The sequence below is a fragment of the Paenibacillus hexagrammi genome, assembly GCF_021513275.1.
Taxonomy (GTDB): Bacteria; Bacillota; Bacilli; order Paenibacillales; family NBRC-103111; genus Paenibacillus_E; species Paenibacillus_E hexagrammi.
The window spans coordinates 1,160,839-1,178,169 of the sequence record NZ_CP090978.1 but is presented as its reverse complement, the minus strand read 5'-3'; the positions used below and the strand labels follow the sequence as shown (position 1 = coordinate 1,178,169).

10 protein-coding genes are annotated in these 17,331 nt (G+C 40.5%); 1 reads left to right on the top strand and 9 read right to left on the bottom strand.

The annotated features are described in order from the left end of the window. Nucleotides 1-236 precede the first annotated feature (236 nt). From L0M14_RS05290 to L0M14_RS05275, 4 genes are all read right to left on the bottom strand, one after another. Nucleotides 237-1,211 (bottom strand): copper amine oxidase N-terminal domain-containing protein, encoded by a 975-nt coding sequence (locus L0M14_RS05290; protein ID WP_235121167.1) that lies wholly within the window; start codon nucleotides 1,209-1,211, stop codon nucleotides 237-239. 22 nt (nucleotides 1,212-1,233) lie between these two features. After that, complete coding sequence (locus tag L0M14_RS05285) at nucleotides 1,234-1,827, bottom strand: hypothetical protein (RefSeq protein WP_235121166.1); 594 nt, start codon at nucleotides 1,825-1,827, stop codon at nucleotides 1,234-1,236. A 38-nt stretch (nucleotides 1,828-1,865) separates the two neighbouring features. Next, nucleotides 1,866-2,684, bottom strand: a complete 819-nt coding sequence (locus L0M14_RS05280) for a hypothetical protein (protein WP_235121165.1) — start codon at nucleotides 2,682-2,684, stop codon at nucleotides 1,866-1,868. 382 nt (nucleotides 2,685-3,066) lie between these two features. Continuing rightward, entirely contained in the window at nucleotides 3,067-10,569 is a 7,503-nt protein-coding gene (locus tag L0M14_RS05275; protein WP_235121164.1) for an immunoglobulin-like domain-containing protein, read from the bottom strand. Nucleotides 10,570-11,067: 498 nt separating this feature from the next. Here L0M14_RS05275 and L0M14_RS05270 point away from each other — a divergent pair, with 498 nt between their 5' ends. Further along, nucleotides 11,068-12,288: an IS256 family transposase gene (locus L0M14_RS05270; protein WP_235121163.1), complete on the top strand. Its 1,221-nt coding sequence runs from the start codon at nucleotides 11,068-11,070 to the stop codon at nucleotides 12,286-12,288. A 465-nt stretch (nucleotides 12,289-12,753) separates the two neighbouring features. Here the strand turns inward: L0M14_RS05270 and L0M14_RS05265 are convergent, their stop codons facing one another. The 5 genes from L0M14_RS05265 to L0M14_RS05245 are packed head-to-tail and all read right to left on the bottom strand — an operon-like array spanning nucleotide 12,754 to nucleotide 17,301. Beyond that, nucleotides 12,754-13,482, bottom strand: coding sequence for a polysaccharide deacetylase family protein (locus L0M14_RS05265; RefSeq protein WP_235121162.1), 729 nt, complete (start codon nucleotides 13,480-13,482; stop codon nucleotides 12,754-12,756). Nucleotides 13,483-13,516: 34 nt separating this feature from the next. Next, nucleotides 13,517-14,143, bottom strand: coding sequence for a hypothetical protein (locus L0M14_RS05260; RefSeq protein WP_235121161.1), 627 nt, complete (start codon nucleotides 14,141-14,143; stop codon nucleotides 13,517-13,519). Further along, on the bottom strand, nucleotides 14,052-14,627 hold the full coding sequence (locus tag L0M14_RS05255; RefSeq protein ID WP_235121160.1) for a hypothetical protein: 576 nt from the start codon (nucleotides 14,625-14,627) through the stop codon (nucleotides 14,052-14,054). Before L0M14_RS05255 ends, L0M14_RS05260 begins: the two co-directional genes overlap by 92 nt. Nucleotides 14,628-14,629: 2 nt before the next feature. Next, the gene (locus tag L0M14_RS05250; RefSeq protein ID WP_235121159.1) at nucleotides 14,630-16,081 is read right to left on the bottom strand and encodes a lipopolysaccharide biosynthesis protein; all 1,452 of its coding nucleotides are present in this window, start codon (nucleotides 16,079-16,081) and stop codon (nucleotides 14,630-14,632) included. Further along, nucleotides 16,078-17,301, bottom strand: coding sequence for a glycosyltransferase (locus L0M14_RS05245; protein WP_235121158.1), 1,224 nt, complete (start codon nucleotides 17,299-17,301; stop codon nucleotides 16,078-16,080). Before L0M14_RS05245 ends, L0M14_RS05250 begins: the two co-directional genes overlap by 4 nt. Nucleotides 17,302-17,331: the final 30 nt, after the last annotated feature.

Sequence of the window (17,331 nt, the reverse complement as noted above, 5' to 3'; positions counted from 1 at the left end):
AGATATTATTTAATAATTATTATAAATAATATTCACCGATAGTCAATACTTAATTAGAATTATTTTAATTTATTAATATTATATATTAATAACGAACGAAACGACAACAACATGAACATACTCCCTTTAGCGACAAGAAAATCCCGGGCGTGGTAGTGGGTGGTCTTTCTTTATCGTTATAGAAAATAAAAAAATGCTCCACAAGCCGCAGCCTGTGAAGCAGTCGCATATATTCTTTAATTTAATATTTTTGCTTTCTCAGCCTCTTTCTCTGCCTCGTAGGCATCTCGATAGGTTTGAATAACGCTTGTATCGTAACCATTATTGGAGAGCTTAGAGCTAAGATCATTCAAAATTTGATCGAATTTGGAATCACACTTCGTAACAGCAGCATTAGCCTTATCGATTAAAGAAAGGTCGCCTGTCTGTTTAAACTCGTCATAGATCGCATATAGCTCAGTCTTGCAGCTGCTTTTCAGATTATTCATCTTCGCTTCCGCATCAGATGTCAAGGATTCGTAACTAGGCTTGGTAACAATACCGCCTCCAGCTCCTCCTCCAAAGCCTCCACCGCCACCTACAGCAGGTTCAGTGGTCTCCACTTTAGGGTCTTCTGACTTCTCTCCTTCAGTAGGCTTGTTCACACTTGTTTTAGCAGAAACTGTATAGGTCTCAGGATCCCAATTGATCTCCTTTCCCACGGATTCAGAGAAAAATCGAATCGGGACATACAAAGTGTCATTGATAATAAAACCTGGTAAATCCTCTGAAGGCTGCTTCTTCACCCCATCAAACATATAATTGACTTGCTCCCTATACGCGCTTAGAGCACTTGGCACCAAACTGGTTGTATCCAACTTCTCCATTTTATTGGATTTCACTTGAGCATTAAGCTTATATTCACTAATTGTTATCTGCTCGTCAGCTTTAGGTTCAGCTATCGAAACTGTGTAGGTCTCACTATCCCACCTCACACCCTTGCCTAGCGAATAGGACACAAATCTTAAAGGAACGTAAGTGCTCCCTTCATAAATGAACCCCTCCTGGCCCTCGGGAGGAGCGTATTCCTTATCGTCGAACGTAAAATGCATAGGTGCTTGGTAGACTTCAATTTCTTCTGCCGTTTGTGCTGCAAAGGCCTGAGAGCTTAGTCCAACCAAAGCTGCTAGGGATAAAGCTGCGATCGTTTTGAATCGATTTCGTAATGACATTACCATGAACACCTCATTATTTTTATTTAGAACTAACTGCTTTGCGGACGGCTTCTATTTCTTGCGGGGAAAACTTCGAATAAGCGATTTTTTTTAATTCTGCTTTTTTCTCTGGTGTAAGTCCCCCGTTTGCCAACTGACGAATATGATTGATTTCTGATGCAGAAAATCTGCTCATAGCGAACTTAACTGCTTCCTGCTTACTCTCAAATGTTGTTTCATGTTTCTTTTCTTCTTCACTAGTAGCTTGAGTTGAACGCTTGTCCTCTTGCTTGATGGACTGAGTTTCAGTAATTTGTTTACGTGAATCTTGCTTTGAATTGTCCGCACCTTGTTGTACATCATTTGATGCTGAGATTGGCTTATTTTTGCTAGGCTCTCCGTCCGTCTTACTATCCTTATTTGGTTGATCCGAATTAGTATCTAACACGACGTCGTTGACGGCACTCACATCTATATTAGCCTCTTTTAGAAGCTTTGTTTGATTCTCTGTATCCACTAAAAGCTGCTTAGCTAACTGGTCCGCGACCAAGTTCAGCGCATACTGATAGGCGGTGTACCCACCTATCCCCAGCACACTGACCGCAAGTGTAAAGACCATCCATTTTTTCTTCAAATATTCACTCACCAGCTCTCCGTTGCACTTGTACGACACTATTTTTGTTCTTTTAATGATTCCTGATAATTCTTCCCTTGACTGAGCCCGTACTTCGCCGCTATTTGGATAAGCTTATCGTACTCATCTTCTGTTAGTTTCTTTAGTATGATCTGCTTTGCTTCTTTTTTCTCTTCGGTAGATAAGCCATTACTAGCCATTCTAGCAAACAATTGAAGCTCCGAAACACTCAGCTTTTTCAAAAGAACCGTAGAAACTGCAGCCTTCTCCTTTATGGTTATGGCATCCTCAACTTCCTTGGCCTTCTCTGTGGAAACCTGAGAATCGTAGGTGAAGCCTGCCTCTGTTTTCTTCGGCTCAGGTGTTGTAGAAGCCACTGGCGCCTGGTTTCTATTAGATTCTTGGGTAGAAAGATTGGAATCCGATGTAGCCTTCTTAGAGGCATCTTCCGTAGCGGATATCTTTGACTGACTGTTTGAAGCATCGTTCATACTACTTGGAGGTTGTTTGGTTTGTACCGCCTTAACTTCCTCACCTTTAGAATGATTCCCTTGATCATTCTTTATTGGGGAGCTCGCTTGTGCTTCGCTAAGAGGATTAGATTCCACATGGTCGGAGATCACGGAAAGCTGTGGAACCATTGATTTAAGTATATAGGAAACCGCTGCATCCATCGCAAAATAACCAATACATACAGTTACAACAACAGTACCACCGATCCATATTATCCATTTTTTTGACCTTTTCTTCTTCATATCTCTCACCGCCCAAGGCACAAATCGTATACGTTTTATTATAATCTTATTTGATAAATAAGTCACATATTGGTTACATGGACAACAAAAAAAGTACCACAAAGGGTACTTCCTCACAATGTTTTAAGTTTGCTCTCATGATATTCTACCTTACGCAGAAGCTGCAGCCTTGTATCCTTATCCATACAACTCTCGATTAACTCTACATGAAACTTAAGCCAGAACCGATGCCACATCATGAGTAAGACTCCCATAACTTCCCCCTCACGTCATTATTATGAATGAAGTTTGAATACCGATTCACATGAATCGTAGCACTTAAAGAACATCCAAGTAAACGCTTTGTCGATAATTACATATTATACACTATAATTCGACATTTTTCGATAATTTCATTAACCCTCGTTCTACTTTCATTCTAATACCTTGTATCATAAAAATGGCTTCCCACCGCCATCAGATGACAAGTGAGAAGCCTAGTTTCTTACTGCTTTTGTACAGATTTTGGTTGAATACGACTAAGTAAATACTTTACATCGTTAGCATCAAAACCGTTGCCGTCGACATCATACTGCTCACGCACTAATGCCACTATATCATCAATACGAATGGAACCATCATGATTACCATCTAGCACCGCATCGGTTGGTTCTGGAGTTCGCACTACTTGAACACTGTACGTTTTTACCGTTCCGTCTTGTGCAGTTACATTCACCGCGGAGATGTTTGAAGCCGGGTCAAAACTGAGATCTGCCATGTGGATGGAATCCATTCCGTAAGTAGCTCCCGTTACCGTAAAATAAGCATGGGGATCCGATAAACTTACATCAAGATCTACAGCGTCAACATCCCACCCTACTCGAAGAGTAAACAGGTTCCCAACTTGAGTCAACGGCACATTTTCATACTTCATACTCGTAATGTCCGCATTGGAAGCCCCTAACCTATTCACATTCAGCGTGTATGTTTGTTGGTCGCCGTTTTCAGCAGTAACTACAAGTTGCAGCCGATTAACTCCAACATTCAAGTTAACTGCGTAAACAGCATCATTTACGGAAATCAGCTGCCCGTCCTCGTACATGTCAACATGAGCGCCTGGATATTCTGCCGCTGCACTCACATAAACTGCCGATACGACGCTTGGTACAGTTGTCGTGTATAAGCTAGGCACTGCTGAACCATCTGATGTTACTGTCAGCAAATTCAATTGCGCAGAATCCGTACTGACTACTATGCTGCCCAGCCTTGTATTGCTGCTAAGCGATGCTGTCGAGTAGGTAAAGGTTTGAACGATACTATCGATCATTCCGTCCTTCTGAGCAAAAGCTTTTACAATCAAGTCAGATCCAGCGACCGCGGTCGGCTGTTGAATGTTGCTATATAATATACTGGACGCTGTCGGCTCCGAACCATCTAAGGTGTAACGAATTGCTGCACCATCCGTTGCCGTTGCTAAGGTTACTGACATCCCAGGCTGCAGTTCAGCTCCACTTTCAGGATTTGCTATCGGAGCAGCTGCTTGATCTGCAGTAAAGACACCATACGTGGAAAAGTGACTTACGTAAGCCGAGACCTTATTGGATGATTCAGCTATCGTACGTTGATACTCCCATTTCCCTGTCGCTTCGTTGTAGTAGAAGATACCGATTTTCGAAATGTCTGTACCGGGATCTACTGCGAATTGGAGATTAACAGGCGCTGGAAGCGGATTGGTCTGCATACCTTGGAAGGTGAATTTAACAACTGGACCTGCTTGCTGCAAGGTAGTACCTGTTGTTATTGGAGTAACAGGTTCAGCAGTTACCGTAGTTCCATTAGGTATGTTCAAGCTCTGCAGGTCCAGCTTCACACCACCTGAGAATACAATCGGTTCTTCCGAAGTGACCACCACAGGTGTTCCATACTCAACAGGCTCCAAGCTCAGAACCGTAATTTCGAAGACCACTTGCTGCTTCTTCATTCCCTTGGAAAAGGTAGCAGTAAGATGTACGATTGCATCTCCATTGGTCGAAGTTGGTCTAGTTACTGTGCCGTCAGCTGCGATAGCTCGATGATCACTTGACCAATTTATTGTTGAACCAAAAACACCTAACGTTGGAAGCTCTAAATTCATAGTAACATGGCTTGCATCGGCGTTGCTTCCCAGAATCGAAGACAAGACCAAAGCAGTTTTGTCTGCCTCTACTATATCAGCATCTGGCAATTGAACATTGACAGTTACGAATAACGGCCTCGAGACACCTGCCAAGGTGATCGTCAGTGTCTGGGCTTCCGCTTCACTCAAAGTTATCGGAAGCAGCGCTTCTCCGTCAGTGAATGATACCAACCCATCAAATACGACTCCTTCTTGCAAGTCCGTACTATCGACAACCACATGCACCGACCCAGTTAACAGTGATCCGTTAATGTCCTTCGCTTGGTAAATCTGAATTCCAAAAGGTACATTTCGAACAGGCTCTGTCCCCAAAGGTTTGACTTCAGCTGACGACATATCAGGCGCTTCTGTAACAGTAACCTGATATTGCTGCGAGCTTCCATCTTGCGCAGTCAGAATGTAGGTGACCGGACTGCTAAAATCAAGCACTGTGCCTGCACTGGGCAGATACGCTGCTCCATCAGAAACAGTTATGACAGGCATTACTGATGTTAAGTCTACGCCATGATACACTTGGGCAGTTACCGTATGATTGATATTATCGATTAACGCTGTTCCTTTTTGATTCGGCACTGAGAAATAAAGCATACTTTTCTGACTCTTTAGACGCACTAAGCTGAATATATAGCTTTCCTTCGTCCCAAGAGGAGTTTGCCCTTCCAGCCTGAAGCTATCAGCACTGCCAGTATCAATCAAGTAATCTAGTCCTGATACTGTATAGGTTGCATCGCTTACGGTCATGGTAGAATTTCCGTTCAATGAAGGTCGCAGGACGATTACGTCTGCTGTATCAGATAACGAGATTTGATAATCATGTACATCCGGGTCAAAAGCAGGCGATAGCTGTGCATTTTGAATGGACATATCCGTTATTGGATGCTCTATTGGATCCTGCAAGGCAGGTACCGTTAATGTGAAGCTTAGGCTATGAGCTGCTTCTTGTTTGCCCACTGTGGCTGTTAAATCCACAACAGCATCAGATTCACCAGGCAGTGGGTGTTGAACCTCGCCAGTTACAGGATTAATCATACTTGGCTGGCTTGAATTCCACGTAATCGTAACTCCATCAGCGTCCTGTGTAGGCAATAATATTTGATCCGTACTAACCGTATTCGCCTCAAAGTCGATTCCCGAATTGATGTCCTTGAACCAGTCAGGTAATAGCAAGGAACTACGTGATACCTGTAAATCATCCGTATCCAATGTGAGTGTGTAAGGATCTTCATTTGTTCCAGTACCTGCGCTCTGTACTAAATCAGTCCTTACAAAGATGACTGGTCTCATTTCCTTAGTCGAATAGCGATATGAGTAGCTTAGATAGCCGTACGGGTCAATCTGATAAACGCTCTGATTATCTTCAGAATCTGTGTAGGACATAGGCGTTAATGTCCATGAATTTTCTAAAGGCATTAACGTTCCGCTTCCGCCCGGATATACCGAGCCATACTGCAGGTAATCCTGTGCAGAAAGTAAGCCCACTTTAGCGGATACCGTTGCGGTATCATTCCATATTCGACCGTCCAAGCCGGTTACATCCCAAGCATGGTCTTGAATCCAGTCCGAATTGGTCAGAGATTCTAAGAATGGATGATTAAGCTGATAAGCAACCGAGCCTTGTATAGCAGGGTTAAAGGAATTGGCTCCGACTTCACTCCAAATAGATGTGCCTATTGATTCTGTAGAAACCATTTTACCGGACTCGTTATCCAGCATAATCCACTTTAGTCCGCTATATGAGACGATACTACCATTAGGAACTGTGCTTGCGAGCGGGGCACTTACCTTCAGTCCCTCAGCAGCGTGGAGACTGTGTTGAAGAATATTCAACTGTTCTGCTCGATGTTCTTCCGTTGCGCCCGTATCGTTGTTAACCTGTTGAGCAGTTGAATATGCATGCTGCAGCAGGCTTACCGCACCGTATCTGTATTGTCCTGGTAAAGTCCCTTCTTCCATGCTGATCAATTTGTCATTTGCCATATGAAGAACGGATTCAAGTGTATCCTTCAATACATATACGGCCACGTCATCCACGTACACGCCTGGTTCGCTAACGGAACCATCAGACGTCAGGTGGAATCGAAGCTTTAAATTCGATACGGCGTAACTTGGATCTAGTTCAAAGATATGCTTTTTCCAAGATACAGTGCCCGTTGTAGGAGGGAGTTCCTCTTCCCACTCAACTTCCTCTCCTTCCGAATATTCACTATCACTGGTAGATTTATAAACAGTATCCCACGTTTGTCCACCGTCTTTACTAACGTCGAGATAACCGTAATCATAGCCGCTCTCCGTCTGCTCCCACATAGATGCCGAAATCAGCAGCTTGTTTACAACGGTACCCGATGCATCGATAGGGCCCGAAACGAGGTAGCTGTCTTCATTATCCAGGTAATTCCCTGACAGATTAGTCCCCCAAGCCTTTGAACCTGAATTCGCGCTTACAGGGCCATTTTCATAATCAGGTGTACCGTATTCCCATGAAGAAATTGTGCCTTCCGTATGAAAACCGCCGTTATCATTCTCAAAATCCTCGAAGTACGTGGGACTAGGAAGAATGAGAGCGTCTTGAAAGCTCTGAATGCTATTAACTAAGCCTTCCGTCACTTCGTCCACGGAAGATTGATTTGCAACCATGTTCTTCATAACGGCTTGTGCATCGTTGTAAGCCGACTGAAGTGCTGCAAATGCGGAAGCAGGCGTGTTGCCTGGATTAGTCCCTTGTACCCCATGTGCCATCATCTGTGAAGCATACCGCAGCTCTGAAGCAAGGAAAACCTTATCCGCATACGGGTATTGTTCATACGGTATCGAAGAAAGTTCTTCCTCTAGCATGGAAGCTGTACTATCAACCGTAGATGGAGTGCTTGTCGGATCATCATAAACCTCTTTGGCTGATTGAAGCATAGCTGTAAGATTGTCAATTGCAGACGCTGGATATTGCCCTGCATCCGTACCAACTACAGCATGATCCAAGAACTCCTGAGCCTGATTAATAATTGTGCTCAGCGCTTCCTTATTAACTGGAATTACATGCAGCTCCAAAGTATAAGACCTTGTATATCTTTTGTCCGGCGTTTGAATGATGAAAGCAACGTCCTTAATGTCCGTTCCTTGGGGTACACTCACATCGATGGGTGCTCCACTTGCAATGGCTTCATCGTCTGCCGTCAAGAGCATCTCGGTATTTTCCAGATAGGGCTTAACCTTTACCGAAGAGCTGCTCCCAGGAACGTCAAAGCTAATTACATCAGGCTCTTGGGGATTCGCCACAGTTACAGGTACTGACTTATCTTCCTCATCCACCTGAACGTGAGATAGGCGTAAGTTGGGTCCAGACCATTTGCTATAAACCGCCTGGCCTGACGTTGTCGTGCCGCCAGTAAGATAACCGCCGTCTAAGGTCCGCTGAGCGTGACTCCACTCTTTAACCCCTTCATCGGAAACATGCCATAGTTCGTAGCCGTCCTTGTTAAAAACCGTCAGAGCTGCCACACCATCTCGCATGCCTGCCGCTGCATATCCTCCTTCTGCTAGAGGTGTCCAACTTTGTACAGAAACCGGCCCATTGCTTTCTGTAAATGTCTCCCACTGCAGATTCAATGAGGAATCCAGCTTGAGCAGCCATACTCCCTGATTGCGGGACATGCTGCTATTAGAAGCGGAAACTCCCGCTAGTAGATAGCCTCCATCTTCTAAGCGAATGATGCCTTGGCCCTCTTGGTAGCTATCACGCACATAGGATCTCTCGTTGTCCATGGTCCCGTCGCTTGTCAAATGCACGGCCATAATGGAGGGAGAGTCGGCCCCCACAGATAAGGTCCCCGTTACAACAAACCCACCGCTGCCATCTTCAACAACATCGGTGATCTTGTCCGGGTAATCCTCACTAATGACAAATTCCGTTTCCATCTCAATATTCCAGTCTGCATCCAGCTTAACCAAATAAGGCATCGTCCAATTAGATGAGACCTTCGTCGCCTCACCAATGATCACTACACCACCATCTGATGTCGCTTTTGCCTTGAATGCCGTTTTTTGTGTCCATTCGGCATCATTGGTAACAGTGACCGTACTCGGAGTATCCAAGGTTAGATCAGAATCTGTCTTTACCAGCTCAATACCATTTGTAACATTGCTTACTAAGGCTAAGTCACCACTTGTATCCGATAATGGATACACAGAAACTGTCTTGTGATACGAAAAAGTCATAGACTTTTCTATCCCGCCATCATACTTGGTGCGCATGATTTGTGACTCATTCGAAGGTAAAGTTTCAACTAGGACACTACCACCATCAGGCAAATTAGCTGAGTCTATCACCTTAGAATTGTCGTCATAAAGCTGAACCGGACTCTCTTTAGAAGGAATTTCTGAGTGGGAACCAACGTTAATTTTCACCGAGTAGGTTTCTTTGGATTCTCCATCAGGTGCCGTAACTTCAAGACCGATCGTATTGGTGCCAGCTCCCAAAGCAACCTCAGCCGAACCGTTATCACTAACTGAAGCATGATTCACTGTTAGGATAGAATCTGAATCTGTAGGAACAGCTGCAACTGTCACTGATGTAGTACCTGAGCCCAAATCAACTTCATACTGCTTCGTATCTGACGTAAAACCGCTTACTACAACCCCATTAAGCGAAATAGACTCAAGACTTGCAACTGCGGAAGTTGCCAAACGGAACTGTTCTCCGTCAATCGTGACCGCTGTCGGCACCTTACTTGCATTTGTCGTTACGCCATCGCCTGCAACACCAATACCTAGTTGACCGTACTGGTTACTGCCCCAGCTCCATAACGTACCATCCTTGCGAATGACATACGCTGAGTTGTTCCCTTCATTAAAGTACATACCATCGCTGAAGTATCCATCGCCATTGGGCCCCATCACTGGTGCTTGTATGCTTTGATAGCCAACATCAGGATTTCCTAATATAAACGAAGAGGTTGGATTATCAACACTTCCATTTACACCGCAAGTCCAAAGCTTGCCAGCTTCCGTTAGTACCCCAATGGAGCTACCGCCCATAGCAATCTGTTTGCCATCGGTAACCTCTGGAAAGGAATAATAAGAATCTCCCGCAAAGACTTGAGTTTTCTTATTACCGAATACGTCTGTAGTCGCCCAAACCTTCCCACTTTCTAGTACTGCTCCAAGCCCATTGCCACCTGCTTCCAAATCAACTACAGCTTCAGGAAATGCAGTTATTTGCGTTGGAACATTCACGATCCAGTTATCTTCCGTATAATCCTCAAGTGCGAGATAATTAGCATAATTGTTGCCCCAAGCGTACAGCTTTCCATCATAAGTCAGAGCAGCTACTAGGGAATCTGATGAGACAAGCTTGACTACATCCGTCAGATATCCCGTTCCTCCGGGACCTACCGCTTGAACAGGAGATTCATAGAAACTTGAGTCCCCTTCGTTACTACCAGTAGCCAGTTGTCCCCAATTATTCTTCCCCCAGCCCCAAACCGTTCCATCCTCTAGAAGGGCCAAGCAAGAATAACCGGTGGTAGCCATATCTTTAACAGGATCAGCTAGAGGTACCTGCTGCGGGTATGGGATATCCACCTCCATATTATTAGAAGCAGACCAGCCTCCCCATTCCCACAACGTTCCGTCATTTCGCAAAGCCATCGAGTGATTACCACCAGCAACAACCTTAACAAAGTCGATTAACGGTGTGCCATCCTCATATGTAACCTGCTTCGGGCTGGAGCTCTGCTCCGTAGTCCCATCACCCAGCTGACTGTAAGTATTATCACCCCAGGCCCAGACAGAGCCGTCAGACTTCAAAGCCAGTGCGTGGCTTGTTCCACCTGATACCATAGCCTTTACACTCGTAGCGGCGGATGCCCGCGGGATAAGAAATAATAGATTTCCTAAGCTTAAACTAGAGAATAAGAGCAGGAAAGATAGCACGGCAGAAAATATTTGTTTTTGTCGGTATTTATTCGTTTTTGATTCTCCTTTCATTGAGTAGCATAAATAAATAGGGCCTTGCTACTATTTTAGCAAGGATTGTTTGGGATGTATATTGGGGATTTTGGGGGGGATTCGGAAACAGGATTGGGGCTAAGTAGTATATGAAGTTTTGGCGAAATTCAGTAAGGAAAAGGCACTGGCATCAATATGAATCATGGAGTTAGTTTCAAAATGGAACACTACCGAGATCTTGGCACAAGCAGCATAAAGTTACAAATATGACGAAGGCCATGTTCTAAAGGGTCAAAAAAAGACAATTACTCATTACATGAGTCTGTAAAATACTTTGTGTAAACTCCAAAACCTATTAAAATGGAATCAATAGAAAGGTTGGGAGAACACATGGGACTTTGGACGAAACAACAGCTGCGTGACTTCATTAAGGAGAATAATCTAGTGACCGCACAAGACGCACAGAATGCGTTAAAGAATCTGTTCGCTGAGACAATCCAGGAGATGCTGGAGGCGGAGATGGAGACGCATTTGGGCTATGCGAAGCATGACGTGACCGCCAAAGCGACGCCAAACAGCCGCAACGGTAAGAGTAAGAAGACCGTCGTAAGTGAGTACGGTGAGCAAGAAATCTCCGTGCCACGTGACCGTCTCGGGGAATTTGAGCCACTTGTAGTGAAGAAGCATCAGTCCAACGTAACCGGCATCGAGGACCAGATTATTGCCCTTTATGCGAAAGGTGTCAGCACACGTGAAATCCAAGACCATCTGCAGCATCTGTATGGTATAGAAGTCTCTCCTACGCTAATCTCGAATGTCACGAATAAAATCGTGCCTATGATCAAGGAGTGGCAGAATCGCCCATTACAAAGCGTGTATGCGGTTGTCTTTCTCGATGCCATCCACTTCAAAGTGAAACAAGACGGTGCCATTGTAAACAAAGCTGCGTACATGGTCATCGGTATCGATCTGGACGGTAATAAGGACGTACTGGGCATGTGGATTGGTGAGAACGAGTCCGCTAAGTTCTGGCTCAGCGTCTTAAACGAGCTTAAAAACCGCGGTGTACAAGATATTCTCATTACCTGCGTGGATAACCTGACGGGCTTCTCTCAGGCTATTTCCGCCTGTTATCCAGAGACAGAGATTCAGAAGTGCATCATTCATCAAATCCGTAACTGTACGCGCTACGTGTCGTACAAAGACCTGAAGAAAGTGACTGCTGATCTGAAGCCGATCTACAAGGCTGCGACAGAAGAAGCAGCGCTTGTTGAGCTTGACCGCTTTGAGGAAGAATGGGGCAAGAAGTACCCACTGATCGTCCGCTCTTGGCGGAACAATTGGGACGAGTTGGCCACGTTCTTCAAGTATCCACCGGAGATCCGTAAACTCATCTACACAACGAACATTATTGAAAGCTACCATCGCCAACTTCGCAAGGTAACAAAAGGGAAGAGTATCTTCCCAAGTGATGAGGCTCTGCTCAAAATGCTGTATTTATCCACAATGGACGTTGTTCGGAAATGGACAGGTCGCGTCCAAAACTGGGGACAAATGCTGTTACAGCTATCCGTTTTCTTCCCCGATCGTGTTGGTCAGCACCTGAGGTAGGGGCGGTGTCCCCCTCCATCGCAACATCCTCTAAATTCGTTTACACAAAATTATTGACAGACCCCATTACATAGCTTTATCAATATTACTCACCCTTCTGATACATATCCTTCATTTGCTAAAAGACAGACTTAGGTCTCACGAGCTTCCACTATTTATTCTAATTTATCCACACTAATGCAAGAAACTGGAATTCCCGTTTATACTCACACTAGTATCATGTATCTCGCCTTCATAATTATAACTATATCATTCTACCAAGACTGATTTCACGTCAGCTTTCGCGTTCAACCTGCATTTTTGCCGATTTTTACTTAACCACAACTATATGTTAACGACTTGCCCCAAGATATAATAGTATTTAGGCTTTATCCTGCGGAGACTCTCTCATTTGAATTAAACGACCTTACGGAGTCTTGTAATTAAAAAAATTGTTAGGCAATTTTTTTAGTATTTTTTTTCTAACTAAACTATATTTATTTTGAAGTATTTTTTTAAATATTTTTTTATTTCCCATAACACTAATTGTTTATATCTCGGGTAAACATTCATATTTACTAAATCTGTGATTTCCTGAACAGATAAAGACTTTTCTATTGAATACCTGCCAATTATTAAACAGTCATTAACACTATAACATTTCGTTACTGGCTCTGAAGTGAACAATTCCTTTATTCCGACACTTGCTGCTGCCTCAGCAACTTTTTTTGAATAAAAACCTCCTGGTACAGCAGCGACCTTTACCTCTTCACCTACTATATCACTAAGAACTCTTCTACTATCCCCCCATTCTTTTATTAACAAGTCCCAACTTAGATTTGACATTCTAGTAGGATGAGAGCAAGTATGAGTGCCGATTATATGACCTCTCTTATGCAACTTATATATTTGATCACTGTCCAAATATTGGGGTTTTCCGATCCTATCGGTTATAATAAAGAAATAACCTTTTAATCCATTGGCCTCTAATATATCTGCAACATAGTTATATGACCCAATGCGACCATCATCGAATGTAATGTGAACGGTGATTTCGTTTTGAGATGCATTTAATAAATTCGAGATTTCCTTCATATGAGTTTGAAATTCAGTAACATCAAATGTATATTTTGAATTGTATAATCTTTCATCCTCTAAGCAATTTATATTTTCATTTTTCATAACTTCATGATAAATTAATGATATCCTCTTCAAGATGTACCCCCACTTTAAATAAAAATAGTTCAATTCAGTTAATAATACTATCGATAAATTTAATCATATCTTTAGGCGTACTTTTCTTAGGAACATTTATTCTATAGATTTCCGTATTTTTAAGTGCCTGTTCTATAACTTTCCTAGTCTGAGTAAAACTACTATTAACTATATTTCTGTCAGGTGTGAATGTTTCAAGATAGAGCCGATGGTTTAAATAATCCCTAAATTCATAATTTAAAATATGTGAATGTGTGGCTGCTAAGTCTTCAGCATTGATTTTTTCAACACTACTTTCGGGTTGATTCGTTCTTCTTAAATCTAATACATATTTAATTTTTATCGGTTTGTAATCTATTTTATCTCCTACCATCCCCAAACTAACACGTCTTCTTACTTGTTTATTCCCTAATATTTTTTCTCGCATCTTCCATATTATCTTACGTTGTAGGGGCAATGAATCATACACTTTTCGTTTCAGTATTTTATTACCGACTAAGTTATAGGCATATATTTGGGCCTTTTTAGGGTAAGAATAAGCAAATCCAGAATTGTCAACAATCAATAAATCATCGCTTCCAATTTTCCACCCTTTTTCCGTTAATATTGTAGCTATTGAACTTTTTCCGCTCCCCCCACCCTGTCGCAAGTAAGCCTTCATTTTTATCGTTAACCAATAATGCTCCGTGCATAAAAGACTGCCCATGAAAGACCTGAATCTCTTGAAATGTTGGTTCTAAAATGCTATATATAAAATCTTTCATCGAAGTTTCACTAAAACTTAAATAGTCTTTTGAAAGAAGTCGATACATTTTATCGAAAAGTAAGGATGGTTCTGTTACATAATATTTAACTATACTATTATTTTCTTTAGACAATTCTATTTGTCTACGTTTAGATAGCTTTCCGTTTTTAATTATATATAATTTACTCTCATCTCTTACATACGTCGTCCCTAGAAACTGGGCATTATCACTCAATTTATTTCCATTATCCTTTATGGGCTTAATTTCATAATACGCTTTTACATCTGAAGGACTACCTGATTCAAATTCTTGTAACTCCTCTTCAAAATAATTTTTTCCAAACATCGTTTCAACTTTAAATGATACATTCAAATTTCCAATTTTAATATATCTAAACAATCTCATATTCCTCCTTTTTTTCGATAAATGGAAATATTTAACTTTCCCAACACCCAAAATACAACACTTTTATTAAAAACAAAAGAGGCCCCTGAGTAAGTTATTATTCCAAGTAAAATCATAATAACAAAATTCTCGCAATTATTTAGTGAATAGGAAATATTATATCTGTAGATTGTTAAAATTAAAGTCATACTAAACATTGAATAAATTGCGGGTGTTATTGAATCTAAAAAACTTTTCAAAGTAATTTCAAGTAATTTCATAACTCTACTTGTAGAAATTAAATTAAATATAATTGTGTTTAATAAAACTGCATAAGATATGCCAATAATTCCATTATTTGAACCTAAATATATTAAAACTATAAAACTAGCTAATGAAAAAATGTTAATATAAAATTCAATTTGAGGCTTGCCTAGACCACTGAATACTGACCCAACTAGTGTGCCTATTGATGTAATCATGCCAGCGATCATTAAAATCTGGAGAACCTGAATAGATTCATTCCACTTTGCTCCATAAACTATATTTACAAATTCTGGAGCTATGATTGCCAAGCCTATTGTAATAGGAAAAGTAATAAATGAAATTTTTTTTAATACATTTAAATAAACTTCTCGAACTTTACCAATATCATTCTGAAATCTTGAAATCTCAGGGAATACAACCTTAGCAACCGATTGAGAAATATAGTATCGAGCAACAGTACTCCACTGAAAAGCCATAGTATAAATACCAAGTTTATAACTTCCAAGTAATATACCTATCAATAAATAATCTACATTATTTCTAATGAAATTTAATATTCTAACTCCTAAAACATTCGAACTAAAAGGAACAATATCTTTTGTGAGAGCAAAATTGGGCTTTGAATTAAAGAAATTTATACGTTTTAAGTACATCGTAAAACATGTTTGTAAAGCTGGACGAAACATTAATCTAAAACCTACTGCAAGTAAAGGTTCTCTCATTAAAGCTAATACTATTGAACCTAAACCACTTAAGATTTCCGTCTTCATCTCTATCTTTGCTAACTCTTTAAATCTTTTTTCTCTAGTAAGTATTGCTCTTTGAGTAATACTTATAGAGCCACCAAAAATACCTATTATCGAGTAGTGTAAAATTTTAACCATTGAAATATTTTGAGAAATATTAGGTATCCAAACAGTCAAAGCAAAAACAAATAAAATAAGAAAACCGGATAAAATAAAGTTCAAATAAAAAGTTGTGATATATAAATTATTGGAAACTTTCTCTTTTTGGATTATAACTGAACTAATGCCTGCTTCTTGTACAATATTCATTAGACCAATAAATACTGAAACCATCCCAACTAGTCCAAATACTTCCGGAGTTATTAACCTCGCTAATATAATATTTGTAATTATTCCGATAATTTGTATCCCAATCGTCCCACCAAGAGTCCACACTACATTTTTATAAAAGCTCATTTGCTATCCTCAATTTCCACAAATAATTCTACCAATTTGTGTACATTTTCGTTAATTCCAAACTCTTTTATTATAAAGTTTCTCCCGTTTTGTCCGTATATGCTTCTCAACTGATTATTTTGTATAAGTAATTGTATTGCGTTGGCGAATTCAATACTATTTTTTTCTTCTACAATCAATCCATTTTCCTCATTTTTTATTAATTCAGGTATCCCTGAAATGTTGGTCGATATTACCGGTATTTCAAATGACATAGCCTCCATTATGGATACTGGAATACCATCCATGTCCCCATTTTCCGACTTAACACATGGAAGAACAAATATATCTGCCTTGCATAAATACTCTTTTATTTTTCCAGAACTTTGTGCCCCTAACAAATTTATCTTATTGTCCAATTCGTAGTCTCTTACTTTACATTTTATCATTTCAAATAACGGGCCATTTCCAATAATGTCACATTCAAAATTGATACCTTTTTGATCCAATATTTTTAGTGCATCTACTAAATAAATGAATCCTTTTTTCTCAACAAACCTTCCTACACTAAGTAATCTGACACGATTGTTATTTTGCTTTTTTACAGGAGGTTTAAATTCTTCATAATTTACACCGCATCTAATTATTTTAATTTTATTTGTCAACGCTTTATCTTCAACCAAGTCATTTATATAATTTTTATTAAAATCAGAAATAGTCACTGCAAACTTTGATCTACTTAATTTCTCCTCAAACAGTGAATTTTGCACGAAAATATCTACTGCGTGACATGTAAAACTATATTGTTTATTTATTAGTATACTTATAAAATAAGCTAGTGATGTAGGAGTATGAGCAAACTGAGAATGAATATGGTTAATTTCGGATAAATCAATATTTTGAATAAGATAAACAGCTCTTAAAAAATCATAAAATAAATTATAAGATTTCCCTTTAATTGCACACACCAACCCACTAATATACTTTTTGGGGTTGTGTAATAAGTATTTAAAATTACTTCCAATCAATTTGATTCCATCCATTTTATTTTGCTTTACATGAGGAATATAAGTTACTTTTTTAAACTCTTCAATCCCAGGCTGAAATATTTCGTTTTTTGGTTTCCGTAGGGATATTATTTCTATCTCGAATCCTCTTTCCTTCAACTTCAACATTTCATTTAAAACAAAAGTAGCACTCGTTGAAGGGAATACTGAAACAACATATAATATTTTGTTCATGTGTTTATCAACCCCCTTTTTCTTTTATTG

Coding starts and splice junctions, on each gene's coding strand:
- L0M14_RS05290 (WP_235121167.1), bottom strand. CDS start 1,211: ATGTCATTACGAAATCGATTCAAAACGATCGCAGCTTTATCCCTAGCA.
- L0M14_RS05275 (WP_235121164.1), bottom strand. CDS start 10,569: ATGGTATCAGGTGGAACAAGCCACGCACTGGCTTTGAAGTCTGACGGC.
- L0M14_RS05270 (WP_235121163.1), top strand. CDS start 11,068: ATGGGACTTTGGACGAAACAACAGCTGCGTGACTTCATTAAGGAGAAT.
- L0M14_RS05260 (WP_235121161.1), bottom strand. CDS start 14,143: ATGAAGGCTTACTTGCGACAGGGTGGGGGGAGCGGAAAAAGTTCAATA.
- L0M14_RS05250 (WP_235121159.1), bottom strand. CDS start 16,081: ATGAGCTTTTATAAAAATGTAGTGTGGACTCTTGGTGGGACGATTGGG.
- L0M14_RS05245 (WP_235121158.1), bottom strand. CDS start 17,301: ATGAACAAAATATTATATGTTGTTTCAGTATTCCCTTCAACGAGTGCT.